This window comes from Pseudomonas sp. zjy_15 (genome assembly GCF_043101865.1).
Lineage (GTDB): Bacteria > Pseudomonadota > Gammaproteobacteria > Pseudomonadales > Pseudomonadaceae > Aquipseudomonas > Aquipseudomonas putida_Y.
The window spans coordinates 1-26,967 of record NZ_JBICII010000108.1 but is presented as its reverse complement, the minus strand read 5'-3'; the positions used below and the strand labels follow the sequence as shown (position 1 = coordinate 26,967).

The 26,967-nt window shown below is 62.9% G+C and carries 21 protein-coding genes and 1 pseudogene; 19 read left to right on the top strand and 3 right to left on the bottom strand.

What is annotated here, in order from left to right; all coding sequences use genetic code 11:
* Positions 1-164 precede the first annotated feature (164 nt).
* The 5 genes from ACF8EF_RS21100 (at position 165) to ACF8EF_RS21080 (ending at position 5,513) form a co-directional block, all read left to right on the top strand.
* The gene (locus tag ACF8EF_RS21100) at positions 165-2,615 is read left to right on the top strand and encodes a glycogen/starch/alpha-glucan phosphorylase (RefSeq protein ID WP_176684812.1); all 2,451 of its coding nucleotides are present in this window, start codon (positions 165-167) and stop codon (positions 2,613-2,615) included.
* 237 nt (positions 2,616-2,852) lie between these two features.
* Positions 2,853-3,863, top strand: coding sequence for a class 1 fructose-bisphosphatase (locus ACF8EF_RS21095; protein WP_176684813.1), 1,011 nt, complete (start codon positions 2,853-2,855; stop codon positions 3,861-3,863).
* Positions 3,864-3,866: 3 nt separating this feature from the next.
* Positions 3,867-4,463: a DUF924 family protein gene (locus ACF8EF_RS21090; protein ID WP_176684814.1), complete on the top strand. Its 597-nt coding sequence runs from the start codon at positions 3,867-3,869 to the stop codon at positions 4,461-4,463.
* 226 nt (positions 4,464-4,689) lie between these two features.
* A complete protein-coding gene (gene bamE, locus ACF8EF_RS21085; protein WP_009681214.1) occupies positions 4,690-4,944 on the top strand; it encodes an outer membrane protein assembly factor BamE in 255 nt (84 codons plus the stop codon).
* A complete protein-coding gene (locus tag ACF8EF_RS21080) occupies positions 4,941-5,513 on the top strand; it encodes a lipocalin family protein (protein WP_176684815.1) in 573 nt (190 codons plus the stop codon). Before bamE ends, ACF8EF_RS21080 begins: the two co-directional genes overlap by 4 nt.
* 156 nt (positions 5,514-5,669) lie before the next feature.
* Here the strand turns inward: ACF8EF_RS21080 and ACF8EF_RS21075 are convergent, their stop codons facing one another.
* The gene (locus ACF8EF_RS21075) at positions 5,670-7,034 is read right to left on the bottom strand and encodes a formimidoylglutamate deiminase (RefSeq protein ID WP_392460884.1); all 1,365 of its coding nucleotides are present in this window, start codon (positions 7,032-7,034) and stop codon (positions 5,670-5,672) included.
* A 144-nt stretch (positions 7,035-7,178) separates the two neighbouring features.
* Between ACF8EF_RS21075 and hutC the strand changes: the two genes are divergently transcribed.
* The 14 genes from hutC to ACF8EF_RS21005 all read left to right on the top strand — a co-directional run bounded on the left by hutC (position 7,179) and on the right by ACF8EF_RS21005 (position 24,678).
* Positions 7,179-7,889, top strand: a complete 711-nt coding sequence (gene hutC / locus ACF8EF_RS21070) for a histidine utilization repressor (protein WP_176684829.1) — start codon at positions 7,179-7,181, stop codon at positions 7,887-7,889.
* Positions 7,886-8,458, top strand: coding sequence for a HutD family protein (locus tag ACF8EF_RS21065; RefSeq protein WP_176684817.1), 573 nt, complete (start codon positions 7,886-7,888; stop codon positions 8,456-8,458). The genes hutC and ACF8EF_RS21065 overlap by 4 nt, the downstream gene beginning before the upstream one ends.
* A 325-nt stretch (positions 8,459-8,783) precedes the next feature.
* Positions 8,784-10,457, top strand: coding sequence for a urocanate hydratase (hutU, locus tag ACF8EF_RS21060; protein ID WP_176684818.1), 1,674 nt, complete (start codon positions 8,784-8,786; stop codon positions 10,455-10,457).
* Positions 10,458-10,564: 107 nt separating this feature from the next.
* A complete protein-coding gene (hutH, locus tag ACF8EF_RS21055; protein WP_176684819.1) occupies positions 10,565-12,097 on the top strand; it encodes a histidine ammonia-lyase in 1,533 nt (510 codons plus the stop codon).
* A 153-nt stretch (positions 12,098-12,250) separates the two neighbouring features.
* Positions 12,251-13,654 (top strand): amino acid permease, encoded by a 1,404-nt coding sequence (locus tag ACF8EF_RS21050; RefSeq protein WP_176684820.1) that lies wholly within the window; start codon positions 12,251-12,253, stop codon positions 13,652-13,654.
* Between the two features lie 15 nt (positions 13,655-13,669).
* Positions 13,670-14,875, top strand: a complete 1,206-nt coding sequence (gene hutI / locus ACF8EF_RS21045; protein WP_392460883.1) for an imidazolonepropionase — start codon at positions 13,670-13,672, stop codon at positions 14,873-14,875.
* 10 nt (positions 14,876-14,885) lie between these two features.
* Positions 14,886-15,689, top strand: a complete 804-nt coding sequence (gene hutG, locus ACF8EF_RS21040; protein ID WP_392460881.1) for an N-formylglutamate deformylase — start codon at positions 14,886-14,888, stop codon at positions 15,687-15,689.
* A gap of 169 nt (positions 15,690-15,858) precedes the next feature.
* Positions 15,859-16,830: a prolyl aminopeptidase gene (gene pip / locus ACF8EF_RS21035; protein ID WP_003249260.1), complete on the top strand. Its 972-nt coding sequence runs from the start codon at positions 15,859-15,861 to the stop codon at positions 16,828-16,830.
* Positions 16,827-17,264: a D-aminoacyl-tRNA deacylase gene (gene dtd, locus ACF8EF_RS21030; protein ID WP_176684823.1), complete on the top strand. Its 438-nt coding sequence runs from the start codon at positions 16,827-16,829 to the stop codon at positions 17,262-17,264. The genes pip and dtd overlap by 4 nt, the downstream gene beginning before the upstream one ends.
* A gap of 263 nt (positions 17,265-17,527) precedes the next feature.
* Entirely contained in the window at positions 17,528-19,249 is a 1,722-nt protein-coding gene (locus tag ACF8EF_RS21025) for a glucan biosynthesis protein G (protein WP_392460880.1), read from the top strand.
* On the top strand, positions 19,242-21,815 hold the full coding sequence (gene mdoH / locus ACF8EF_RS21020; protein WP_176684824.1) for a glucans biosynthesis glucosyltransferase MdoH: 2,574 nt from the start codon (positions 19,242-19,244) through the stop codon (positions 21,813-21,815). Before ACF8EF_RS21025 ends, mdoH begins: the two co-directional genes overlap by 8 nt.
* Before the next feature lie 296 nt (positions 21,816-22,111).
* The gene (locus tag ACF8EF_RS21015; RefSeq protein ID WP_033730273.1) at positions 22,112-22,909 is read left to right on the top strand and encodes a transporter substrate-binding domain-containing protein; all 798 of its coding nucleotides are present in this window, start codon (positions 22,112-22,114) and stop codon (positions 22,907-22,909) included.
* Between the two features lie 79 nt (positions 22,910-22,988).
* The gene (locus ACF8EF_RS21010; protein ID WP_209969536.1) at positions 22,989-23,951 is read left to right on the top strand and encodes an amino acid ABC transporter permease; all 963 of its coding nucleotides are present in this window, start codon (positions 22,989-22,991) and stop codon (positions 23,949-23,951) included.
* A complete protein-coding gene (locus tag ACF8EF_RS21005) occupies positions 23,944-24,678 on the top strand; it encodes an amino acid ABC transporter ATP-binding protein (RefSeq protein ID WP_003249271.1) in 735 nt (244 codons plus the stop codon). The genes ACF8EF_RS21010 and ACF8EF_RS21005 overlap by 8 nt, the downstream gene beginning before the upstream one ends.
* A 109-nt stretch (positions 24,679-24,787) precedes the next feature.
* Here the strand turns inward: ACF8EF_RS21005 and ACF8EF_RS21000 are convergent, their stop codons facing one another.
* Both ACF8EF_RS21000 and ACF8EF_RS20995 read right to left on the bottom strand, forming a co-directional pair.
* Complete coding sequence (locus ACF8EF_RS21000) at positions 24,788-25,492, bottom strand: methyl-accepting chemotaxis protein (RefSeq protein ID WP_392460894.1); 705 nt, start codon at positions 25,490-25,492, stop codon at positions 24,788-24,790.
* Between the two features lie 198 nt (positions 25,493-25,690).
* A pseudogene (locus ACF8EF_RS20995) lies at positions 25,691-26,731 on the bottom strand (methyl-accepting chemotaxis protein); the annotation flags it as partial.
* Positions 26,732-26,967: the final 236 nt, after the last annotated feature.

Below are 26,967 nucleotides of genomic sequence, written 5' to 3'. Positions count from 1 at the left end.
TCTTGGGGCGCGCGATGATACCGGAATTGTTCAATTTATGAACAACCTTTTGCCGGAATCGCAGAGTGGGCATGAAAACTGCGAACCGTAACTGTCGCTCCCTGTCGAAGGGTCTAGTCTCATCACTCTCCCTCCGCTTTCGTCAACTTGCCCGAGGATGCCGCATGTCCCAGGAACCCAAAGCACGTGACGCCGAAGTCGCGGATTTTCGCGCCGCTGTACTGAACAAGCTGACCTACGCGGTCGGCAAGGACCCCGAGCATGCCTTCGACCATGACTGGTTCGAGGCCATTGCCCTGGCTGCGCGCGATCACATGGTCGACCACTGGATGGATCACACCCGGCAGGCCTATCGGCGTAGCCAGAAACGGGTCTACTACCTTTCCCTGGAGTTTCTCATCGGGCGCTTGCTGTACGACAGCCTGAGCAACCTGGGCCTGCTGGACATCGCGCGCGATGCGCTGGAGGGGCTGGATGTGGACCTCGAGCGCATTCGCCTGCTCGAGCCGGATGCTGCGCTGGGCAATGGCGGCCTTGGCCGTCTGGCGGCGTGCTTCATGGAGAGCATGTCTACCTTGGGTATCGCTGCCCATGGCTACGGCATCCGCTACGAGCATGGGTTGTTCCGTCAGGCCGTGGTCGATGGCTGGCAGCAGGAACAGACCGAAAACTGGCTGGATTTCGGCAACCCCTGGGAGTTCGAGCGCGCCGAGGTGATCTACCCGATCAGTTTCGGCGGCAGTGTCGAAACGGTGCACGATGCAAGCGGTGCCCAGCGCCAGGTATGGTGGCCTGGCGAGACGGTGCGGGCGGTAGCCTACGACACGCCGGTGGTCGGCTGGCGCGGATCCAGCGTCAACACCCTGCGCCTGTGGCGTGCCCGTGCGCTGGAAGAGTTGCACCTGGAGCGCTTCAACGCCGGTGACCACTTGGGGGCGGTGGCTGAAGTGGCGCGTGCCGAGAGCATTTCGCGGGTACTCTACCCGGCCGACAGTACCGAGGCTGGTCAGGAGCTGCGCCTTCGCCAGGAGTACTTTTTCGTCTCGGCTTCGCTGCAGGACTTGCTGCGGCGCCACCTGAACATGCACAAGGACCTGCTCAACCTGCCCGATGCAGCGGCCATCCAGCTAAACGACACCCACCCTTCGATTGCGGTGGCGGAGTTGATGCGGTTGCTGGTGGACCAGCACGAAGTGCCTTGGGAAAAGGCCTGGGAGCTGACCGTCGGCACGCTCGCCTACACCAACCACACCCTGTTGCCAGAAGCCCTGGAAACCTGGCCGGTAGCGCTGATGGAGCGCATGTTGCCGCGGCACATGCAGATCATCTACCTGATCAATGCCTACCATATCGATGCGTTGCGGGCCAAAGGCCTGCACGATTTCGACGTGCTGCGCGCGGTTTCGCTGATCGAGGAGGACAACGGCCGACGGGTGCGCATGGGCAACCTGGCGTTTCTTGGCTCGCACAGCGTCAACGGCGTGTCGGCGCTGCACAGCAAGTTGATGAAGAGCACGGTATTCTCCGAGCTGCACAAGCTCTACCCGAAACGGATCAACAACAAGACCAACGGCATTACCTTCCGCCGCTGGTTGTACCAGTCCAACCCCCAGTTGACCGAGATGCTGGTCGAGGCGCTTGGGCCGGAACTCAAGGACGACCCGCAGACGCGTCTGGCGGGCCTGGTGCCGTTCGCCGACAAAGCCGGTTTCCGCAAGCAGTTCGCTGCCCAGCGGCTGCACAGCAAGCGTGCCCTGGCCAGCATCATTCAGGATCGCATCGGTGTCACGGTCAACCCCGAGGCGCTATTCGATGTTCAGGTCAAACGCATTCACGAATACAAGCGCCAGTTGCTCAACCTGCTGCACACCGTTGCACTGTATCAGGCCATACGCAATGACCCTGGCACCAACTGGGTGCCGCGGGTGAAGATCTTCGCTGGCAAGGCTGCGGCCAGTTACCACCAGGCCAAACTGATCATCAAGCTGGCCAACGACATCGCCCGGGTGGTGAACAACGACCCGACGGTGCGCGGCCTGCTGAAAGTGGTGTTCCTGCCCAACTACAACGTCAGCCTGGCCGAGAGCATCATCCCGGCGGCGGACCTTTCCGAGCAGATATCCACTGCGGGCTACGAAGCTTCCGGTACCAGCAACATGAAGTTCGGCCTCAATGGTGCACTGACCATCGGCACCCTGGATGGCGCCAATGTGGAGATGTGCGAACAGGTGGGGGCTGACAACATGTTCATCTTTGGCCTGACCGCGCAGCAGGTTGAAACGCGCAAGCGTGCCGGTGACTTTGGTGCCAACGCCGCCATAGCCGCTTCCAACCGTTTGAGCGATGTGTTGCAGGCTATTCGCAGTGGTGTGTTCTCGCCCGACGACCCCTCTCGTTACACCGGGTTGATCGACGGCCTGGTGGCCTACGACCGCTTCCTGGTGTGCGCCGATTTCGATGCCTACTGGGATGCCCAGCGGCGGGTCGAGGATCTGTGGCACACGCCGCAGGAGTGGTGGCGCAAAGCGGTGCTCAATACCGCGCGGATGGGCTGGTTCTCGTCGGATCGGACTATCCGTGAGTATGCGACCGAGATCTGGAAGGCGCTGGATTGAGGTAGGCCTGTGCTGGCTTGTTCGCGGGTAGACCCGCTTCCTGCAGGGCTTTCATCAACCAGGGAGCGCGCGTGCCCGCGAATGGCCCCACAACCAGACCACCGGCCTGGCGCGCGCTGAACTACCGACCTATTGTGCCGTCAGAGAGCCGTGGCGAGTCTCATCACTCGCTAGCCCGTCACTCTCCCTGTAAACTGCGGGGGTTTTTCATCCCCCCCAATCCGTTCGGAGCCATACATGTCCCGCGTTACCCTGAGTCGCTATCTGATTGAGCAGACCCGCAGCAACAATACCCCTGCCGATCTGCGCTTCCTGATCGAAGTGGTAGCGCGTGCGTGCAAGGAAATCAGCCATCACGTGTCCAAGGGCGCCCTCGGTGGTGTGCTGGGCAGCATGGGCACTGAAAACGTGCAGGGCGAGGTCCAGAAGAAACTGGACGTGATTTCCAACGATATCCTGCTGGAAGCCAACGAGTGGGGCGGCCACCTGGCTGGCATGGCTTCCGAAGAAATGGACAACGCCTACCAGATCCCGGGCAGGTACCCGAAAGGCGCCTACCTGCTGGTCTTCGACCCGCTGGACGGTTCGTCGAACATCGATGTCAACGTGTCGGTCGGTACCATCTTCTCGGTTCTGCGTTGCCCTAACCAGTACCTGAGCCAGAACGAAAGCCTCAACGAAGAAGCGTTCCTGCAGCCAGGTACCGAGCAGGTTGCTGCCGGTTACGCCATCTACGGCCCGCAAACCATGCTGGTCCTGACCCTGGGCAATGGCGTCAAGGGCTTCACCCTGGATCGCGAACTGGGCAGCTTCGTGCTGACTCACGAAAACATCCGCGTACCGGAAACCACTGCCGAGTTCGCCATCAACATGTCCAACCAGCGCCACTGGGAAGCCCCGGTACAGCGCTATGTGGGCGAACTGCTGGCAGGCGAGACCGGCCCGCTGAAGAAGAACTACAACATGCGCTGGATCGCCTCGATGGTGGCCGACGTGCACCGTATCCTGACCCGTGGCGGCCTGTTCATGTACCCACGTGACGCCCGCGAACCAAGCAAGCCGGGCAAGCTGCGCCTGATGTACGAAGCCAACCCGATGTCGTTCATCATCGAACAGGCCGGCGGCGCTTCCACCAACGGTTACGATCGCATCCTCGACATCAAGCCAGAAAGCCTGCACCAGCGCGTGTCGGTGATTCTCGGCTCGAAGGAAGAGGTCGAGCGCGTCACCGCCTACCACAAGGAGTAAGTCATGCTCGCACCTTGGCAGCCGTTGCTGGAGTGGTGGTTCGGTTGGGGCACCAGTGCCCAGGCCGTGGCTGACGAGAAGAGCACGCTGTGGTTCGGCAAGCATCACGATGCCGACGCCTATGCGCTGTTTGGCGATCTCGTCGAGCACGCCCTGGCGGGTGGGCTCGAGGAGTGGCAGCAAAGTCCGCAGGGCTGGCTGGGCCTGCTGATTTTGCTGGACCAACTGCCACGCATGATCTACCGCGACACGCCGCGTGCCTTCGAGGGCGACCGGCGTGCCCAGGTGGTGGCCATGCAGGGCCTGCAGAAGGGCTGGGACTACCAGCTGCTGCCGATCCAGCGGGTGTTCGTGCTGCTGGTGCTGGAGCATGCCGAAGTGCTGGACTGGCAGAACCTGTGCGTGGAACGCTATCAAATGCTGCTGGACGAACAGCCCGAGGCCAACCGCCGGCTGTTCGAAGGCTTCCTCGACTATGCCGAGCAGCACCAGCGGGTAATTGCCCGGTTCGGGCGTTTCCCGCACCGCAACCTGGTGCTGGAGCGGCCGAGTACCAGTGAAGAGATGGACTTTTTGCTGGAGCCTGGGTCCAGGTTCTAACGCCCAGGAGGCCTGCTGTGCAGGCCATCGCGACGCAAGGCCGCTCCAACAGGGGCGGCCTTTTTATTGGGCGTATGACTAATGCTTTGTGATTAATCGCACAGTAGTGGCCATCCGACCAATGGTGTAGGGGCAAGGGGGGTGGGGCAGGGAACCTGGGAGGGATTTTCACGTCGAAGGTCACTGCAGGCCACTCGCCTGTATCATCTTTCAGGAGTGTCCCTTCATGTCGTTGCGTTCCCTCGCCCTGTTGTCGCTGTGCGTCGTTCTGACTGCCTGCAGCAAGATCAACCAGGAAAACTATTCCAAGATCAAGGCCGGTATGAGCAAGGCCGAGGTCGAGCAGTTGCTCGGCACGCCGACCGAGTGTTCTGGCGCGTTGGGCATGAGCAGCTGCACCTGGGGGGACGAGAAGAGCTTCATCAGCGTGCAGTACGCAGCTGACAAGGTGCTGATGTACTCCGGGCAGGGTCTCAAATGAGGCGTGCGTACCTGCTGATGGGGGTATGCCTGGCGTTGCTGCTGGGCGGTTGTGCAGGTTCCTCGCACGACCCGCTGGCACCTAAAACCGCCGGCCATGTCGACCTCAAGCGCTACCAGGGCAAATGGTACGAGCTGGCGCGCCTGCCCATGCGCTACCAGGAAGGCTGCGAGCAGTCCGAGGCGCATTACAACCTCAAGCCTGATGGCAGTTATGGCGTGCTCAACCGCTGCCGCACCATGGGTGATGAATGGCTGCGCGCCGAAGGGCATGCGAATATCCAGGAGCCGGGGCACACCGACAAGCTTTGGGTCGAGTTCGATAACTGGTTCACCAAGCTGGTGCCAGGCGTGGCGCGGGGTGAGTACTGGATTCTTTATGTGGACGACCACTACCGTACGGCCATCGTCGGCAGCCCGGACCGCAAATACCTTTGGATTCTGTCGCGCACGCCGACACTGCCGGCCTGGGAGCGCGAGAACTTGCTGTCCAGGGCGCGGCAGCAGGGGTATGACACCAGCCGCTTGATCTGGCGGGCGTCCGATCAGCAAATAGTAAAGATGCACTGAGTTTTTTAGGGTTGCGTGGCAACCCTTCGCGGGCAAGCCCGCTCCCACAGGTTCTGCGCTGAACCCTGGGCTACCCCCAAGACGCTTTGTGGGGCAGTCCACCAACCTGTGGGAGCGGGCTTGCCCGCGAAGGGCTGCAACGCAGCCCCGGTACGCTCAGTCCAAAAGCTGGCGCAACACCTTGGCAAACGCCCGCCCGCTTTCTTCTTCTTGCGCATGCCGCCCCTGGCGCACCACCCACTGCCCATTCACCATCACATCGCGTACCTGGCGATCGCCGCCGGCAAACAGCCAGCGGTTGAGAATGGCGTCACCCTCCGCCATGGCGATGTACGGGTCCTGCCCATCGAGCACCAGCCAATCGGCGCGCTTGCCCACCGCCAGCTCGCCGACCGCCTGCCCCAGTGCCTGCGCACCACCGGCCAGCGCCGCGTCATACAGCGTGCGCCCGACCATCGGCTGGTCGCCGCGATACAGGCGGTTGCGCCGTTGATCCCGCAGGCGCTGACCATATTCCAGCCAACGCAGTTCCTCCACCACGCTTAACGACACATGGCTGTCCGAGCCAATACCCATGCGCCCGCCCTGTGCCAGGAAATCCACTGCCGGGAAAATCCCGTCGCCCAGGTTGGCTTCGGTGGTCAGGCACAACCCGGCCACCGCGCCGCTGCGGGCCATGGCAGTTACTTCGTCCGGTTCGGCATGGGTAGCGTGTACCAGGCACCAGCGGCGGTCCACGTCCACGTGCTTGTACAGCCACTGCAGCGGGCGCAGGCCGCTCCAGGCCAGGCAGTCGTCAACTTCCTTCTGTTGTTCGGCGATGTGGATATGCACCGGGCACTGTCTGTCGCTGGCCGCCAGCACTTCGGCGATCTGCCCAGGTGTTACCGCCCTTAGCGAGTGGAAGCACAGGCCCAGGTGCTGCGCGGGTTGCGCGGCCAGCAGCGGGGCGAGTTGCGCTTGCAACTGCAGGTACTGTTCAGTGGAGTTGATGAAGCGCCGCTGCCCGTCGTTCGGCGCCTGGCCGCCAAAGCCTGCATGGCTGTACAGCACCGGCAGCAAGGTCAGGCCAATGCCGCTATCGGCCGCGGCTGCGCTGATGCGGAGCGACAGCTCGGCCGGGTCGGCGTAGGGCTTGCCGGCCTGGTCGTGGTGCACGTAATGGAATTCGGCCACCGAGGTGTAGCCGGCCTTGAGCATCTCGATGTACAACTGGCGAGCGATGACCTGAAGCTGCTGTGGGCTGATCTGCCCGACCAGGCGATACATCAGCTCGCGCCAGGTCCAGAAACTGTCGTTGGGGTTGCCAGCAACTTCCGCCAGGCCTGCCATGGCGCGCTGGAAGGCATGCGAGTGCAGGTTGGGCATGCCGGGCAGCAGCGGGCCGGCCAGGCGCTCGGCGCCTTCGGCCGAAGCGCCTGGCTCGATGCTGGCCACATGGCCATCGCTGGCGACCTCGATACGCACATGGCTGGCCCAGCCCGTAGGTAGCAGGGCGCGTTCGGCGAAGTAGGCAGACATCGGTGGAATCCTGTTATTGTTAGCTTGTATATACATATACAGGCGTTTGCCTGCCGGGTAAACTGCGGCAAGCTACCGCTCATTTCATTTGCACAAGGATCCATCGCCGTGCCGACACCTCCTGTCTCCGCGCTGGTTGCCCAGATGGGCGAGGGCCCGGCGCCGCTCTACGCCCGGGTCAAACAGATGATCATCCAGCAGATCGACAACGGCAGCTGGCCACCGCATCATCGGGTACCCTCCGAGAGCGAGCTGGTCAACGAGCTGGGCTTCAGCCGCATGACCATCAACCGCGCCCTGCGTGAACTCACCGCCGAAGGCCTGCTGGTGCGCATGCAGGGGGTCGGCACCTTCGTGGCCGAGCCCAAGGGCCGTTCGGCGCTGTTCGAGGTCAACAACATCGCTGACGAAATCGCCGCCCGTGGCCACCAGCATAGCTGCCAGGTGATCACGCTTGCCGAGGAAGCGGCCGGCTCCGAACGGGCGTTGGCCCTGGACATGCGCGAAGGACAGCGGGTGTTCCACTCGCTGATCGTGCATTTCGAGAACGGCGTGCCGGTGCAGATCGAGGACCGTTACGTCAACGCGGCCATCGCCCCCGACTACCTCAAGCAGGACTTTACTCGGCAGACGCCTTACGCCTACCTGTCCCAGGTGGCGCCGTTGACCGAAGGCGAGCACGTGGTCGAGGCGATCCTGGCCGAGCCGGAAGAATGCCGCCTGTTGCAGATCGAGCAGGGCGAGCCTTGCCTGCTGATTCGTCGTCGCACCTGGTCCGGTCGTCAGCCGGTGACCGCTGCACGGCTGATCCACCCCGGTTCCCGTCATCGCCTGGAAGGACGTTTCAGCAAATGAGTCAGCTGCAGTTGATGCGTGCGCACGATTACCCGCGCATGCCGTGGAAGAACGGTGGCGGTTTCACCGAAGAGATTACCCGCGACAGTGGCGAGGGCCTGGACGGTTTTGGCTGGCGTCTGTCGATTGCCGATATCGAGGAGTCGGGCGGCTTTTCCGCCTTCGTCGGTTACCAACGGATCATCACCGTGCTGCAGGGCGACGGCATGCGGCTGCTGGTCGACGGCCAGGCCAGCCGGCCATTGCTGGCGTTCGATGCGTTTGCCTTCAGCGGCGAGAACCAGGTCAGCTGCAAGTTGCTGGGCGGGCCGATCCGCGATTTCAATCTGATCTATTCGCCGCAGCGATATCGGGCGCGGTTGCAGTGGCTGGATGGCACCAGCCGGGTGTACAGCTCGGCGTCGACGGTGTTGTTGTTTGCTGCCAGCAGCCTGGTCGAAGTCACTATTTCCGGGCGCGAGACGCAGCGGTTGGGGTTGTTCGACTGCTTGCGGCTGGATGGCAATGACGAATTGCTTGGGCTGGAGGTTCAGGGGCGGTTCTGCCTGATTGAACTGATTGAGTGCTGAGGGTCTGGCTGTAGGTTTTTATCGCCTGTGAGATCGAGCGCCGCCAGGTGTCCGCCTCGACACATTCTGCGCCTGTGAGATCGAGCGCCGCGCGGGCGGCGCTCGATCTACGCACCACCGCAGAACTTAAGCCGGACCGGCGCTCGATCTACGCACCGCCGCAGAACTCAAGCCGGACCGGCGCTCGCTTTACCCCCAAGAAGTCAAGGTAGGAACGGCAAGGTCCGATTATTTTGGTTGTCCATGCTTGTACGTACAAGTAAAGGTGTGTTTGTATATTGACCACGACATACCCGCCCGCGGACGACCGCAGAGGACCTTTCCCGTGACCGACAACAACAAATACCGTGACGTTGAAATCCGTGCCCCACGTGGCAACAAGCTGACCGCCAAAAGCTGGCTGACCGAAGCGCCACTGCGCATGCTGATGAACAACCTCGATCCACAGGTCGCGGAAAACCCGAAAGAGCTGGTGGTATATGGCGGTATCGGCCGCGCTGCGCGCAACTGGGCCTGCTACGACAAGATCGTTGAAACCCTGACCCGCCTGGAAGACGACGAAACCCTGCTGGTGCAGTCGGGCAAGCCGGTCGGTGTGTTCAAGACCCACAGCAACGCACCGCGCGTCCTGATCGCCAACTCCAACCTGGTGCCACACTGGGCCAACTGGGAACACTTCAACGAACTGGACGCCAAGGGCCTGGCCATGTACGGCCAGATGACCGCCGGCAGCTGGATCTACATCGGCAGCCAGGGCATCGTCCAGGGCACCTATGAAACCTTCGTCGAAGCCGGTCGCCAGCACTACGGCGGCAGCCTGAAAGGCAAGTGGGTACTCACCGCTGGCCTGGGCGGCATGGGCGGCGCGCAGCCACTGGCCGCGACCCTGGCCGGGGCTTGCTCGCTGAACATCGAATGCCAGCAGAGCCGTATCGACTTCCGCCTGGAAACCCGCTACGTCGACGAGCAGGCCACTGACCTCGACGACGCCCTGGCACGCATCGCCAGGTACACCGCCGAAGGCAAGGCCATCTCCATCGCCCTGCACGGCAATGCCGCCGAAATCCTCCCAGAGCTGGTCAAACGTGGCGTGCGCCCGGACATGGTCACCGACCAGACCAGCGCCCACGACCCACTCAACGGCTACCTGCCTGCCGGCTGGACCTGGGAGCAGTACCGCGACCGTGCGCAGACCGAACCGGCTGCAGTGGTCAAGGCCGCCAAACAGTCGATGGCCGTGCACGTACAGGCCATGCTGGACTTCCAGAAGCAGGGTATCCCGACCTTCGACTACGGCAACAACATCCGCCAGATGGCCAAGGAAGAGGGCGTGGCCAATGCCTTCGACTTCCCAGGCTTCGTCCCGGCCTATATCCGCCCACTGTTCTGCCGCGGGGTCGGCCCGTTCCGCTGGGCGGCGCTGTCCGGTGAAGCCGAGGACATCTACAAGACCGACGCCAAGGTCAAGGAACTGATCCCTGACGACGCCCACCTGCACCGCTGGCTGGACATGGCCCGCGAGCGCATCAGCTTCCAGGGCCTGCCGGCACGTATCTGCTGGGTGGGGCTGGGCCTTCGCGCCAAGCTGGGTCTGGCCTTCAACGAAATGGTCCGCAGCGGCGAGCTGTCGGCACCGGTGGTGATCGGCCGTGACCACCTCGATTCCGGCTCGGTATCCAGCCCGAACCGCGAAACCGAGGCCATGCGTGATGGTTCGGACGCTGTTTCCGACTGGCCGCTGCTCAACGCCCTGCTGAACACCGCAGGCGGCGCCACCTGGGTGTCGCTGCACCATGGCGGTGGCGTGGGCATGGGCTTCTCGCAGCACTCGGGCATGGTCATCGTCTGCGACGGTACCGATGAGGCCGCCGAGCGCATCGCCCGGGTACTGACCAATGACCCAGGGACAGGCGTCATGCGCCACGCCGATGCCGGTTACGACATCGCCATCGACTGCGCCAAGGAGCAGGGCCTGGACCTGCCGATGATCACTGGTTGATCGCCTCGCTTTGGACCGCCCCCCACAAGGGGTGATACTGAACAACAAGAAGGAGCGCGCAGGCACCTGGATACGGGCCTGCCGCTCTACGCGATTGGAGTAGCAAAGTGACCGAACTCACCCTCAAGCCTGGCACCCTGACCCTGGCCCAGCTGCGTGCGATTCACGCCGCGCCCGTGCGCCTGCAACTGGATGCCAGCGCCGCGCCGGCCATCGACGCCAGCGTCGCCTGCGTCGAACAGATCATTGCCGAAGACCGTACCGCCTACGGCATCAACACCGGTTTCGGCCTGCTGGCCTCGACCCGCATCGCCAGCCATGACCTGGAAAACCTGCAGCGGTCGCTGGTGCTGTCCCACGCCGCCGGCATCGGCGCGCCGCTGGATGACGACCTGGTGCGGTTGATCATGGTGCTGAAGATCAACAGCCTCAGCCGTGGCTTCTCCGGCATCCGTCGCAAAGTCATCGACGCGCTGATTGCCTTGGTCAACGCCGAAGTCTACCCGCACATCCCGCTGAAAGGCTCGGTAGGCGCCTCCGGTGACCTTGCACCGCTGGCGCATATGTCGCTGGTGCTGCTGGGCGAAGGCAAGGCCCGCTACAAGGGCCAGTGGCTGCCGGCCACCGAAGCCTTGGCGATTGCCGGCCTTGAACCGCTGACCCTGGCCGCCAAAGAGGGCCTGGCCCTGCTCAATGGGACTCAGGCTTCCACCGCCTATGCCTTGCGTGGCCTGTTCCAGGCCGAAGACCTGTATGCCGCTGCCATCGCCTGCGGCGGCCTGAGCGTCGAAGCTGCGCTGGGTTCGCGTTCGCCGTTCGATGCGCGTGTCCACGAAGTGCGTGGCCAGCGTGGGCAGATTGACACCGCCGCCTGCTTCCGCGACCTGCTGGGCGACTCCAGTGAAGTGTCGCTGTCACACAAAAACTGCGACAAGGTCCAGGACCCGTACTCGCTGCGCTGCCAGCCGCAGGTCATGGGTGCCTGCCTGACCCAGCTGCGCCAGGCCGCCGAGGTACTGGGCATCGAAGCCAACGCCGTGTCGGACAACCCGCTGGTGTTCGCTGCCGAAGGTGATGTGATCTCCGGCGGCAATTTCCACGCCGAACCGGTGGCCATGGCCGCCGACAACCTGGCCCTGGCCATCGCTGAAATCGGCTCGCTCAGCGAGCGCCGCATCTCGCTGATGATGGACAAGCACATGTCCCAGCTGCCGCCGTTCCTGGTAGAAAACGGCGGGGTCAACTCCGGCTTCATGATCGCCCAGGTCACCGCTGCCGCCCTTGCCAGCGAAAACAAAGCCCTGTCGCACCCGCACAGCGTCGACAGCCTGCCAACTTCGGCCAACCAGGAAGACCACGTGTCGATGGCCCCGGCGGCCGGCAAGCGCCTGTGGGAAATGGCCGAAAACACCCGTGGCGTGCTGGCCATCGAATGGCTGGGCGCTTGCCAGGGCCTGGACCTGCGCAAAGGCCTGAAGACTTCGGCAAAACTGGAGCAGGCGCGCCAGGCGCTGCGCAGCGAGGTGCCGCACTACGACCGTGACCGTTTCTTCGCGCCGGATATCGAGAAGGCCGTGGAACTGTTGGCCAAGGGTAGTCTGACCGGCTTGCTGCCGACGGGTGTGCTGCCAAGCCTGTGATGCCCCTTGGGGCCGCTTGGCGGCCCTTCGCGGGCAAGCCCGCTCCTACACAAATTGCGATAGGCAAATCCATGTAGGAGCGGGCCTGCCCGCGAATGGGCTGCGCAGCAGCCCCTCAATCTCACGACCACAAAAACAATTCAAGGACGTGACATGCAACAAGCTCAAGGTCTCAAGCGCGGGTTAAGTGCCCGCCACATCCGTTTCATGGCCCTTGGCTCCGCCATCGGCACCGGCCTGTTCTACGGCTCGGCCTCGGCCATCCAGATGGCAGGCCCGGCCGTGCTGCTGGCCTACCTGATCGGCGGCGCTGCCGTGTTCATGGTCATGCGCGCCCTTGGCGAAATGGCCGTGCACAACCCGGTGGCCGGCTCCTTCGGCCACTACGCCACGACCTACCTCGGCCCAATGGCTGGCTTCATCCTCGGCTGGACCTACGCTTTCGAGATGGTCATCGTCGCCATCGCCGACGTCACCGCGTTCGGTATCTACATGGGCTTCTGGTTCCCGGAGGTAGCCCGCTGGATCTGGGTGCTGGGCATCGTCTTCCTGATCGGTGGCCTCAACCTGTGCAACGTCAAGGTGTTCGGCGAAATGGAATTCTGGCTGTCGCTGCTCAAGGTCGGTGCCATCGTGGCGATGATCCTGGCCGGCCTCGGCATCATGGCCTTCGGTTTCAGCCAGGTGGGTACCGGGCATGCCGTGGGCATGAGCAACCTGTTCGACCATGGCGGCTTCATGCCTAACGGCGTGGGTGGCTTGATTGCGTCGTTTGCCGTGGTGATGTTCGCCTTCGGCGGTATCGAGATCATCGGGGTCACCGCCGGTGAGGCAAAGGACCCGCAGCGCGTCATTCCCAAAGCAATCAACGCGGTGCCGCTGCGTATCCTGCTGTTCTACGTACTTACCCTGTTCGTGCTGATGTGCCTGTACCCCTGGCCGCAGATCGGCAGCCAGGGCAGCCCGTTCGTGCAGATCTTCAGCAACCTGGGCATCGGCTCTGCCGCTGCCGTGTTGAACGTCGTGGTGATTTCCGCTGCCATCTCTGCCATCAACAGCGACATCTTTGGTGCTGGCCGCATGATGTATGGCCTGGCCCAGCAAGGCCACGCCCCGCGCGGTTTCAGCAAGTTGTCGAAGCATGGCGTACCGTGGATGACCGTCGTGGTGATGGGCGCTGCGCTGTTGATCGGCGTATTGCTCAACTACCTGATCCCGGAAAATGTGTTCCTGCTGATTGCCTCGATCGCCACCTTCGCCACGGTGTGGGTGTGGCTGATGATCCTGCTCACCCAGGTAGCCATGCGCCGCAGCATGAGCCGCGAGCAAGTGGCCCAGCTCAAGTTTCCGGTTCCGTTCTGGCCATACGGCCCGGCCATGGCCATTGCGTTCATGGTGTTCATCTTTGGCGTGCTCGGCTACTTCCCGGACACCCAGGCGGCATTGATCGTCGGCGTGCTCTGGGTGGTGTTCCTGGTGGCGTCCTACCTGCTGTGGTGCAAGCCGCGCGCAGGGCAGGGCCAGCCGGTAGCGGAGCCGGCCGAGCTGCACCGCTAGCATAGGAGATTGTGCATGAGAACCCTCTGGCAGCATTGCCATGTTGCAACCATGGCCGACGGCCGCTACTCGGCCATCGAGGATGCGGCGATCGTCACCAGCGCCGGGCTGATCGAGTGGATAGGCCCGCGCGCCGAGCTGGCGCCCGTCGAAGCTGACTGCACGGTTGACCTGGGTGGTGCCTGGGTCACCCCTGGGCTGATCGACTGCCACACCCATGCGGTGTTCGGCGGCAACCGCAGCGGCGAGTTCGAGCAGCGCCTGCAGGGCGTGAGCTATGCCGAAATCGCCGCACAGGGTGGCGGTATCGCCAGCACTGTGCGGGCTACCCGTGCGGCCAGCGAAGACGAGTTGTTCGCCAGTGCTCGCCAGCGCGTTCAGGCACTGATGCGCGATGGCGTGACCACCATCGAGGTCAAGTCCGGCTACGGCCTGGACCTGGCCAACGAGCGCAAGATGCTGCGAGTGGCCCGGCGCCTGGCTGACGAGCTGCCGCTGACGGTGCGTGCCACGTGCCTGGCAGCGCACGCTTTGCCCCCGGAGTACGCAGCCCGGGCCGATGACTACATCGCGCACATCTGTGATGAAATGTTGCCGGCCCTGGCCGCCGAAGGCCTGGTAGATGCGGTGGATGCCTTCTGCGAACACCTCGCGTTCTCGCCGGCCCAGGTCGAGCGACTGTTCATCAAGGCACGCGAACTGGGCCTGCCGGTCAAGCTGCATGCCGAACAGCTGTCATCGTTGCACGGCTCAAGCCTGGCCGCGCGTTACCAGGCACTGTCGGCTGACCACCTAGAGTTCATGACAGAGGAAGACGCCGTGGCCATGGCAAACGCCGGCACGGTCGCTGTGCTGCTACCGGGTGCTTTCTACTTCCTGCGTGAAACCCAGCTGCCGCCAATGGATGCATTGCGTCGGCACGGGGTGAAGATTGCCCTGGCCAGCGACCTTAACCCCGGCACCTCGCCAGGGTTGTCGCTACGGTTGATGCTGAACATGGGCTGCACCTGCTTCCGCATGACGCCGGAAGAGGCCCTGGCCGGCGTTACGGTCCACGCCGCCACGGCGCTGGGCCTGGGTGACAGCCACGGCTCGCTGCAAGTGGGCAAGGTGGCCGACTTCGTCGCCTGGCAGATCGAACGCCCCGCCGACCTGGCCTACTGGCTGGGTGGCGACCTGCCCAAGCGTGTAGTGCGCATGGGCCATGAAATCTCCAACTGAGCGAGGCACGATGGACAAGGTACTGAGTTTTCACCAAGGTCGCCTGCCGCTGCTGATCAGCATGCCGCACGCTGGCCTGCGCCTGAGCGATGCCGTGCGCGACGGCCTGGTCGACCAGGCGCAAAGCTTGCCGGACACCGACTGGCACATCCCGCAGCTGTACGACTTTGCCCGTGACATGGGCGCCAGCGTGGTGGCTGCAGAGTATTCACGCTTCGTCATCGACCTGAACCGGCCGGACGACGACAAGCCACTGTACGCCGGCGCCACCACGGGCTTGTACCCGGCGACGTTGTTCGGTGGCGAACCCCTGTTCAAGGATGGGCTGGCGCCGTCTGGCGAAGAACGTAAACGCTATCTGGAGCAGATCTGGCGTCCTTATCACGCCACCATTCGTCGTGAACTGGACCGCTTGCGTGAGCAGTTTGGCTATGCGCTGCTGTGGGATGCCCATTCGATCCGTTCGCTGATCCCGCACCTGTTCGATGGCAAGTTGCCGGACTTCAACCTGGGTACTTTCAACGGCGCCAGTTGCGATCCGGCACTGGCTGAGCGGCTGCAGGGGGTGTGCGCCGAGGTGCAAGGTTACAGCCATGTGCTCAACGGTCGGTTCAAAGGCGGGTACATCACCCGGCATTATGGCGACCCGGCCAACCATATCCATGCTGTGCAACTGGAGCTGGCGCAAAGCACGTATATGGAGGAAATCGAGCCGTTTGCCTACCGGGAAGATCTGGCGCAACCGACGCAAGCGGTATTGAGGCAACTGCTGCAAGCGCTGCTGGCGTGGGGCGACGAGCATTACAAGCGTTGAGTGAAGGCGGCGACGCTATCGGCGTCGCCAGGCGCCGTGGGAGGCCATTGTCGGAAATCTGCGCAATGGTCAATTCGCGCCGTTCGAACGCGTCAGCAAGGACGGTGCTGAAAGCGCAATTCAGGTTTATGATGGCCCACGGCCGAATAATCCTCACACGGAGTGCGCAATGCAGACCCTCTACCCGCAGATCAAACCCTACGCCAGGCACGATCTGGCCGTGGAAGCGCCGCATGTGCTTTATGTCGACGAAAGCGGCTCGCCGGAAGGTTTGCCCGTGGTGTTCATCCATGGAGGCCCTGGCGCTGGCTGCGACGCCCAGAGCCGCTGCTACTTTGACCCCAACCTGTACCGCATCATCACCTTCGACCAGCGCGGCTGTGGCCGCTCCACGCCCCATGCGAGCCTGGAGAACAACACCACCTGGCACCTGGTCGAAGACCTGGAGCGCATTCGCGAACACCTTGGCATAGACAAGTGGGTGCTGTTTGGTGGTTCTTGGGGCTCGACCCTGGCCCTGGCCTACGCTCAGGCTCACCCCGAACGTGTGCATGGCTTGATTCTGCGCGGCATTTTCCTGTGCCGGCCGCAGGAAATCGAGTGGTTCTACCAGGAGGGCGCCAGCCGCCTGTTCCCCGACTACTGGCAGGACTACATCGCACCGATTCCACCGGAGGAACGCGGCGATCTGGTCAGAGCCTTCCACAAGCGCCTGACCGGTAACGACCAGATCGCCCAGATGCACGCCGCCAAGGCGTGGTCCACCTGGGAAGGCCGTACCGCCACCCTGCGCCCCAACCCGCTGGTGGTCGACCGCTTTTCCGAACCGCAGCGGGCGCTGTCGATCGCTCGCATCGAATGCCACTACTTCATGAACAACGCCTTCCTCGAACCAGACCAGCTGATCCGTGATCTGCCCAAGATCGCCCACTTGCCGGCGGTGATCGTGCATGGGCGCTACGATGTGATCTGCCCACTGGACAACGCCTGGGCGTTGCACCAGGCCTGGCCGAACAGTGAGCTGAAAGTGATCCGTGACGCCGGTCACGCGGCTTCCGAGCCTGGCATCACCGATGCCCTGGTGCGTGCCGCCGACCAGATGGCCCGACGCCTGCTCGACCTGCCCCTGGAAGAAGCATGAAGGGCCTGTTGCAGCGCGTGCGCGGTGCGCGGGTTGAGGTGGCGGGGGAGGTGGTCGGTGCCATCGACCAGGGGTTGCTGGTGCTGGTGGCGGTCGAGCCTGACGATTCCCGCGAACAGGCCGATAAGCTGTTGCACAAGCTGCTGAACTACCGTGTATTCAGTGACGAGCAGGGCAAGATGAACCTGTCGCTCAAGGATGTCGGGGGTGGCCTGCTACTGGTGTCACAGTTCACTTTGGCGGCCGACACCCGCAACGGCATGCGCCCAAGCTTCTCGACAGCGGCGCCACCGGCCCTCGGCGCCGAGTTGTTCGACTATCTTTTGCAACAGGCAAAGGCTCAGCACGCCGACGTGGCCAGCGGCCGCTTCGGTGCGGACATGCAGGTGCACCTGGTCAATGATGGCCCTGTAACATTTATGTTACAAATATGAGGTCAAAAACCCCTTTGTTCGCAGGAAAACAAGGGGTTTTGTACGATAAATAGTTGCTCCAGCCTGATGCGTTGTCACGCAACCTGCTGGATAATCGCGCGCTGCATGGACCTGCGTTCGCAGGTCCGTTTCACTCTGACTCGAGCATTGTCTGGATCCGTTTGGGGAATCATTACGCCCTCACGGGGTCCGAACAGTGCTCGCCAACCCGGCATTTGTCGCTGGCCGTTGGTTTCATGATCTGTTTTCGGCGAGGGTTGCTCGTGATTGTTAGTCCCCAAAAAGCATCAAGAATCCCCGGCGTTCGGCTGCGCAAGGCGCTGATGGCCAGTGTGGCTATGGTTGGCCTGATGAGCGCGGGCCAGCTGTGGGCATTCAATCTTGACGATGTTGCAGCCAAGGCAAAGGATCTGGCCGGCCAGAAGTACGACGCACCAAAAAGCAACCTGCCGGCCGTGTTCCGCGACATGAAGTTTGCGGACTACCAGAAAATCCGGTTCCTGCAGGAAAAGGCCGAGTGGGCCAAGGACAAGACTCCGTTCAAACTGTCGTTCTATCATCAGGGCATGCACTTTGACACCCCGGTGAAAATCAACGAGGTCACCGCCACCAAGGTCCGGGAAATCAAGTACGACCCGGACCGCTTCGAGTTCGGTGACGTGCCGCACGACCCGGAAACCACCAAAAACCTCGGTTACGCCGGTTTCCGCGTGCTGTACCCGATCAACAAGGCTGACAAGCAGGACGAGATCATGACCCTGCTTGGCGCCAGCTATTTCCGCGTAGTCGGCAAGGGCCATGTGTACGGCCTGTCTGCCCGTGGCCTGGCCATCGACACCGCACTGCCATCGGGCGAAGAGTTCCCGCGCTTCACCGAGTTCTGGGTTGAAAAACCCAAGCCAGCCGACAAGCACCTGGTGATCTACGCGCTGCTGGATTCGCCGCGCTCCACCGGCGCCTACAAGCTGATCCTGCGTCCGGGCAACGATACCGTGGTCGACGTGCAGTCCCGCGTGTTCCTGCGTGAGCATGTCAGCCGCTTGGGCATTGCGCCGCTGACCAGCATGTACCTGTTCGGCCCCAATCAGCCGTCCAAGGTACTCAACTACCGCCCGGCACTGCACGATTCCGAAGGCCTGTCGATTCACGCCGGCAATGGCGAGTGGCTGTGGCGCCCGCTGAACAACCCGAAACACCTGGCCGTGAGCAACTTCAGCGTCGAGAACCCGCGTGGTTTCGGCCTGATGCAGCGTCAGCGCGCGTTCAGCGACTACGAAGATCTCGACGACAACTACCAGAAGCGCCCAAGCGCCTGGATCGAGCCGAAGGGTGACTGGGGCAAGGGTAGCGTGGACCTGGTCGAAATCCCGACCGCCGACGAGACCAACGACAACATCGTGGCCTTCTGGAGCCCGGAGAAACTGCCGGAGCCAGGTAAACCGTTCGAGTACGCCTACCGTATGCACTGGACCATTGACGAGCCGAAGTTCCAGGCCCCTGATCTGGGCTGGGTCAAGCAGACCCTGCGTTCCACCGGTGACGTCAAACAATCCAACCTGATCCGCCAGCCAGACGGCAGTGTGGCGTTCCTGGTCGACTTCGCCGGCCCGGCCCTGGCCGCCCTGCCGGAAGACACCGCCGTGCGTAGCCAGATCAGCGTGGGCGACAATGCCGAGGTGGTCGAGAACAATCTGCGCTATAACCCTGAGACCAAGGGCTGGCGCCTGACCCTGCGCTTGAAGGTCAAGGAAGCCAACAAATTGACCGAAATGCGTGCCGCGCTGGTGCGTGATGTACCGGTCGAGCCCGCCAAGCCTGCCCAGGACGCCAAGCAGGACAAGGCCGCAGCCAAGCATGCCAAGGCCGAGAAAGCCGTCAAGGCCGAACAACCTGCCGCCGATGCGGCGTCCACCAACGGGGCACCGGCCACCACCGAGAAGGTGTTGACCGAGACCTGGAGCTATCAGTTGCCTGCCGATGAGTAACTCAAGCGCAAGGCCGGAGTCGCTTGGCGAGTACCTGGCCCACCTACCTCTGACCGACGAGCAGCGGGCTGAACTTGCCAGCTGCACTTCGTTCAGTGAGCTGCACCAACGCTTGGCGGCCAAACCGGCCGCCAGCTCTGCCGAGGCCGTGCAGGCCTCGGTGGGCCCGCGCCTGACCGTGGGCAGCGCCGCCGAACTTGAAGACGCCGAAATGCTCGGCGTCGATGGCAGCGGCCGCCTGTGCCTGAAGATCGCCCCGCCGATCAAGCGCACCAAGGTTGTGCCCGAGCCGTGGCGCACCAATGTGTTGATCCGCATGTGGCGACGCATGACCGGCCGCACCAACGCCCCGCAGCCGCCCAAACGCGAACTGCCACCGGCCCGCTGGCGCACGGTCGGCTCGATCCGCCGTTACATCCTGCTGGCGCTGATGATCGGCCAGACTATCGTCGCCGGCTGGTACATGAAAGGCATCCTGCCGTATCAGGGCTGGTCGTTCGTCGACCTCGACGAAATCCTCAGCCAGTCGCTGTGGGACACGGTGGTGCAGGTGTGGCCGTATGCCCTGCAGACTTCCATCCTGATCCTCTTCGGCATCCTGTTCTGCTGGGTGTCGGCGGGCTTCTGGACCGCGCTGATGGGCTTCCTCGAGCTGCTCACCGGGCGCGACAAATACAAGATTTCGGGCAGCAGTGCAGGCAACGAGCCGATCGCGCCCGAGGCGCGCACAGCGCTGGTGATGCCGATCTGCAACGAAGACGTGCCGCGGGTGTTCGCCGGCCTGCGCGCAACGTTCGAGTCGGTGGCCGCCAGCGGCAACCTCGACCGTTTCGACTTCTTTGTGCTCAGCGACACCAACGACACTGACATTGCCGTGGCCGAGCAACAGGCCTGGCTGGATGTGTGCCGCGAAACCAAAGGCTTTGGTCGCATCTTCTACCGCCGCCGTCGGCGCCGGGTGAAGCGCAAGAGCGGCAACCTCGACGACTTCTGCCGTCGCTGGGGTGGCGAGTACAAGTATATGGTTGTACTCGACGCCGACAGTGTCATGAGCGGCGAGTGCCTGAGCAGCCTGGTGCGCCTGATGGAGGCCAACCCGGACGCCGGCATCATCCAGACCGGGCCGAAAGCCTCGGGCATGGACACCCTGTATGCACGTATGCAGCAGTTCGCTACCCGCGTGTACGGCCCACTGTTCACTGCCGGTCTGCACTTCTGGCAGTTGGGTGAGTCGCACTACTGGGGCCACAATGCGATCATCCGCATGAAGCCGTTCATCGAGCACTGCGCCCTGGCGCCGTTGCCGGGCAAGGGCGCGTTCGCCGGTGCCATCCTTTCCCATGACTTCGTCGAAGCTGCGCTGATGCGCCGTGCCGGCTGGGGCGTGTGGATTGCCTACGACTTGCCGGGCAGCTACGAAGAACTGCCGCCAAACCTGCTCGACGAGCTCAAGCGCGACCGCCGCTGGTGCCACGGCAACCTGATGAACTTCCGCCTGTTCCTGGTCAAGGGCATGCACCCGGTTCACCGTGCGGTGTTCCTCACGGGGGTGATGTCTTACCTGTCGGCGCCGCTGTGGTTCCTGTTCCTGGTGCTGTCGACAGCGCTGTTGGCGACCAACACGCTGATGGAGCCGCAGTATTTCATCGAGCCGTACCAGCTTTACCCGCTGTGGCCGCAGTGGCACCCGGAGAAGGCTGTGGCGCTGTTCTCCACCACCATCGTGCTGCTGTTCTTGCCCAAGCTGCTTAGCGTCATCCTGATCTGGGCCAAGGGCGCCGTCGAGTTCGGTGGGCGAGTCAAGGTCACCTTGTCGATGCTGATGGAGATGCTGTTCTCCATGTTGCTGGCACCGGTCCGCATGATCTTCCACACCCGCTTCGTGCTGGCCGCGTTCCTCGGCTGGGCTGCGACCTGGAATTCGCCGCAGCGTGACGACGACTCCACGCCGTGGGGCGAAGCCGTGCGCCGGCATGGCCCGCAGACGCTGCTGGGCATTGCCTGGGCCGCACTGGTGGCGTGGTTGAACCCGAGCTTCCTGTGGTGGCTGGCGCCTATCGTCGGTTCGCTGGTGCTGTCGATCCCGGTATCGGTGATTTCCAGCCGCACCCGCCTGGGCCTGGCGGCCAAGGACGAGAAGCTGTTCCTCATCCCCGAGGAATACGCCACCCCACAAGAGCTGCTGGCGACCGACCAGTACACCCACGAAAACCGCTGGCATGCCTTGCATGATGGCTTCGTGCGGGCCGTGGTCGACCCGCGGCAGAATGCCCTGGCCTGCGCCATGGCCACTGCCCGCCATGGCCAGGCGGCACCGATCGAAGCGTTGCGTGCCGAGCGCGTTGCCAAGGCGATTGAAGTCGGGCCGAAAGGCCTGGACCTCAATACGCGCCTGGCCCTGCTCAGCGATCCGGTGGCACTGAGCCGCCTGCACGAGCAGGTGTGGGCCGAGCACAATGCGGCATGGATCGATGTGTGGCGTGCGTCGATCAACAATGACCCGCATTCGCCGCTGTTGCCGTTGCATCCGGAAAACGCAGGCCAACCGAGCCTCGTCGGCGCCTGATCGGGCCTGTTCGCGGCGGATCGACGCCCCGATGGACCTGATCCTAAAGGGTACCTGACAGGGCCTCTTCGCGGGTGAACCCGCTCCTACCAGGGATACGCATTCCCTTGTAGGAGCGGGTTCACCCGCGAAGCTTTTTGCCCTAGCCCCCCATTTTGGCCAACAAAGTCCCCCCGCGGCTCTAGGTCCTCGGGCCGCCATGCGTTAGCATCCCTCTCCGATACGACGCTTCGGCCAGTACGGCCGTGCCAACACAATAAGATTCGCTACTTTTATTGCTAGGGGACTTGGTGATGATCAAGAAATACCTTTCGCGACTGCTGGTCGGTGTGACCGCCCTGGTCGCCGTGACTGCGGCCCAGGCGGGCGCCATCGATGACGCGGTCAAGCGCGGCACCCTGCGGGTGGGCATGGACCCGACTTACATGCCGTTCCAGATGACCAACAAACGTGGCGAAATCATCGGCTTCGAAGTCGATATCCTCAAGGCCATGGCCAAGTCCATGGGCGTCAAGTTCGAGGCGGTGTCCACCGCCTATGACGGCATCATCCCGGCCCTGCTGACCGACAAGTTCGACATGATCGGCAGCGGCATGACCCTGACCCAGGAGCGCAACCTGCGCCTGAACTTCAGCGAACCCTTCATCGTGGTTGGCCAGACCCTGCTGATCCGCAAGGAACTGGCTGGCGAGATCAAGTCGTACAAAGACCTGAACAACGAGAAGTACCGCCTCACTTCCAAGTTGGGCACCACAGGTGAAATGGTCGCCAGGAAGCTGATCAGCAAAGCCAAGTACCACGGCTACGACAACGAACAGGAAGCGGTCATGGACGTGGTCAACGGCAAGGCTGACGCCTTTGTCTATGACGCGCCGTACAACGTGGTGGCGGTAGATAAAGCTGGCGCCGGCAAGCTGCTGTTCCTCGACGAGCCCTTCACCTACGAGCCGCTGGCCTTCGGCCTGAAGAAAGGCGACTACGACAGCATCAACTTCATCAACAACTTCCTGCACCAGATCAAGCACGACGGGACCTACGATCGTATTCACGACAAGTGGTTCAAGAACAAGGACTGGCTGAAGGAAATGGAATAAGGCCCAGGCCACAAGCCCGGCTTTATGACCCCGACGCGCAGGCAAACCCTGCGCGTTCGCATTTACGGAAGTACCCCACGTGATCAAACACAAGAAAGCCCAGTGGCCCTGGCATGGGTTGACCGCCCTGGTCCTGGTGGGCCTGGCGCTCAGCCTTTACATGGCCACCTCGATGATTTCCTACGAGTGGCGCTGGAACCGCGTACCGCAGTACTTCGCCTACAAGGCCGAGGACGCACAACGCGCTGCCGGTTACGGCACTGTGCAGGAAATCGTCATCTCCGGTGACAACGCCCGCGTCACGCTGAAGGATGAAAGTGGTGCCGAGCAAGTGCTCGATGTGGCCAAGGACAGCCTGCAACTGAGCCGCGGCGACGATGTTGCCGAAGGCGACCAGATTGGCGTAACCCGCCACTGGGCCGCTGGCCCGCTTGCGTGGGGCCTGTGGACCACCTTGTGGATCTCGGTGGTGTCCGGGGCGCTGGGCCTGGTGATCGGCCTGTTCGCCGGATTGTGCCGGTTGTCCAACAACCCGACCCTGCGCGACCTGTCGACCGTGTATGTCGAACTGGTGCGCGGCACGCCGCTGCTGGTACAGATCTTCATCTTCTACTTCTTCATCGGCACCGTGCTCAACCTGTCCCGCGAGTTTGCCGGGGTGGCGGCACTGGCATTGTTCACCGGTGCTTACGTGGCCGAAATCGTCCGCGCTGGCGTGCAGTCGATCGCCAAGGGCCAGAACGAGGCTGCCCGGTCGCTGGGCCTGAACGCTGGCCAGTCGATGCGCCATGTGATCTTGCCGCAGGCGTTCAAGCGCGTGCTGCCGCCCCTGGCCGGCCAGTTCATCAGCCTGGTCAAGGACACCTCGCTGGTGTCGGTGATCGCCATCACCGAACTGACCAAGAGTGGCCGTGAGGCCATCACCACCTCGTTCTCAACCTTCGAGATCTGGTTCTGCGTGGCAGGCCTGTACCTGCTGATCAACCTGCCGCTGTCGCACATTGCCAGCCGGCTCGAGCGGAGGCTTGCGCAAAGTGATTGAAGTCCGTGACCTGCTGAAAGTCTTCGACACCCGTGGCCAGGTGGTAAGGGCTGTGGATAACGTCACCACTCAGGTCGCCAAGGGCGAAGTGGTGGTGGTGCTCGGCCCGTCGGGGTCGGGCAAGTCGACGTTCCTGCGCTGCCTCAACGGCCTGGAGCATTTCGATCAAGGCCATGTGGCCATCGATGGCCTGCAACTGGCCGACCCCAAGACCGACATCAATGCCTATCGCCGCGAAGTCGGCATGGTGTTCCAGCACTTCAACCTGTTTCCGCACATGACCGTGCTGGAAAACCTGTGCCTGGCGCAGAAGGTGGTGCGCAAGCGCAACAAGGCTGACCGCGAGGCCAAGGCCCGGGCGTTGCTGGAAAAGGTCGGTATTGCGCAGAAGGCCAACGAATTCCCGTCCCGGCTTTCCGGCGGTCAGCAGCAGCGGGTAGCGATTGCCCGAGCCCTGGCCATGGACCCGAAAGTGATGCTGTTCGACGAGCCGACCTCAGCGCTCGACCCGGAAATGGTCGGTGAGGTGCTGGACGTGATGAAGACCCTGGCCCAGGAAGGCATGACCATGGTTTGCGTCACCCACGAAATGGGCTTTGCCCGTGAAGTGGCCGACCGCGTGCTGTTCTTCGACCACGGCAAACTGCTGGAAGACTCGGCACCGGCCGCGTTCTTCGCTGCGCCGAAAGACCCGCGTGCGCAGGCATTCCTGCGTCAGGTGCTGTAACCGCGCCGGTTTCTTCACGGGCAAGCCCGCCCCTGCATGTCCATCACTGCCTTGAAGGGGGTGCTGTACCTGTGGGAGCGGGCTTGCCCGCGAAGAGGGCGACGTGATGTCAGATGCTGAACCGCCCCACCATCCCCCGCAATTGCTGCCCCAGATGCTCCAGCTCTCCACTCGAGGCTGCCGTCTGCTCACTGGCGGCACTGGTCTGATCCGAGACATCCCGCACATTGATCACGCTTCGATTGATCTGCTCGGCCACCACGCTCTGCTCTTCACTGGCGGTGGCGATCTGCTGGTTCATGCCCTGAATGCTCGACACCGTGTCGGTGATCTGGCTCAGCGCGTGCCCGGCTCTACGGCTCAGATCCACGCTCTGTTCGGTCAGGCTCTTGCTGCTGTCCAGCAAACGGGTCACTTCGTCGGTACCGTTGTGCAGACTGTCTATCAGTTGGCCGATCTCCTCGGTCGCCGTCGACGTGCGCTGGGCCAGGCCACGCACCTCATCGGCCACCACGGCAAAGCCGCGCCCGGCCTCACCGGCCCGTGCGGCTTCGATCGCTGCGTTCAGCGCCAGCAGGTTGGTCTGTTCAGACACCGACTTGATCACATCGAGGATGCTGCCAATCCGCTGGCTCTCGCCTGCCAGGTGCTGCATGGCCGCCAGGCAATGGTCCATCTGCCCGGCCAGTTGTTCGATACGGCCGATGGCTTCGGAGACTACCTGGTCACCCACCTGCGCCTGCTGGTCTGCGTTGGTCGCGGCCAGCGAGGCTTGTTCGGCGTTCTGTGCCACTTCCTGCACGGTGGCGCTCATCTGGTTCATGGCAGTGGCCACCTGGTCGGTTTCCTCGCGCTGCTGATTGATGCGCAGCTTGGTGTCTTCGCTACTGGCCGCCAACTGCGTGGCGGCCTGTGACAGCTGACCGACACCCTGATCGATGCCACCGATCAGCTCGCGCAGGCTCAAGGTCATCTCGCGCATGCTGGTTTGCAGCTGGCCCATTTCGTCGCGGCGTTGCACGGTATCAACCTGGCTCAGGTCACCCTTGGCGATGCGGGCGGCCACAGCCAGCGTCTGGCGCAGCGGCTGGGTGATCTGCAAGGTGATCAGCCAGGCGGCCAGCGCCCCTACCACCATTGCCAGCAGTGCCACACTGGTCAGCAGCGACCGGGCGGCCAGGGCCTCTCTGTCGCGTTGTTCGACCTTGCGTTTGCCCAGTTCGAGGCTCACCGTTCGCAGCTCGTTGCCCATGTTTTCCATGTTGTTCTGCAACTGCTCGACACGTACGGCGGCGCGGCGGTACTGATCCAGGCTGGCGCGGTACTTGCTCAGCTCGGCACCAGATTGCTCACTGATGGCACGTGGCAAGCTAAGCGGCGCAAGGCCTTCAAGCAGTTGCGCAAGGCTACTGTCGGCGGCGTCCAGGGCGCTATCACCGACTTTGGCAAAATCCTCGACCGGGACGAAGGTGTAGGCTGGAACCAGGCTTTGCTGATTGGCACCTTCGACATGCCGGCTGAGGGTGTCCATAAGGCCCAGCACGCCACTTTGCTGACTGTCGTCAGGCATTTTCAGCAAGGCCTGGGTCTGCAGTTCGTCAATCGCCTCGCTGAGTGCATGTTCCTGCGACTGCAGGGCTTCACGCAGGGCCACACGGCTGGCGACGCTGCGCTGCAGTTCGCTGAAGTTGTCGCGCAGGCGCTGTAACAGTGCCATTTTTTCCGTCAGCAGTTGCCGTGACTCATCGACGTTGCTGCGTTGCTGCAGGGTGGACAGCATGCTGTTGAGCTGGTCGAGGATGTTGCTGATGCGCGCTCTGCTGGCATCGTCGTTGAGCACGCGGTAGGTGATGCGTTCCGCGCGCAGGTCTTTTGTCAGGTCGTTGATCAGGCCTATTTCGCTGAGTTGCTGTGAGCGCACGATGGCACCATCCAGGGCACGCCAGCCGGTGATGGTGGTGGCCAGGGTGAGCAGCAGGACCACGGCGAAGCCGAGGGCCAGCTTGGCGGCGACACTGATGTTGCCGAGCTTGCGGTTGAGGGAGCCAAGCATGGGGAATCTCCGAGCGAGTGAGAGAAAGGATGCAGGCGCATGGCTGGCATCACATCTCTGCCCATCGGCTGCGGAGCTGTAGGACTTGACCTGATAATCAAGTAGGAAATTTCGCCGCGAACAGTAGGATACATAGGAGCGGGTTTGCCCGCGAATACGGTGGCGGCGGCAACGGCGAGCGGCTGGTGGAGATTGGCCAGCAGGCCTGGCCCATTCGCGGGTGAACCCGCTCCTAC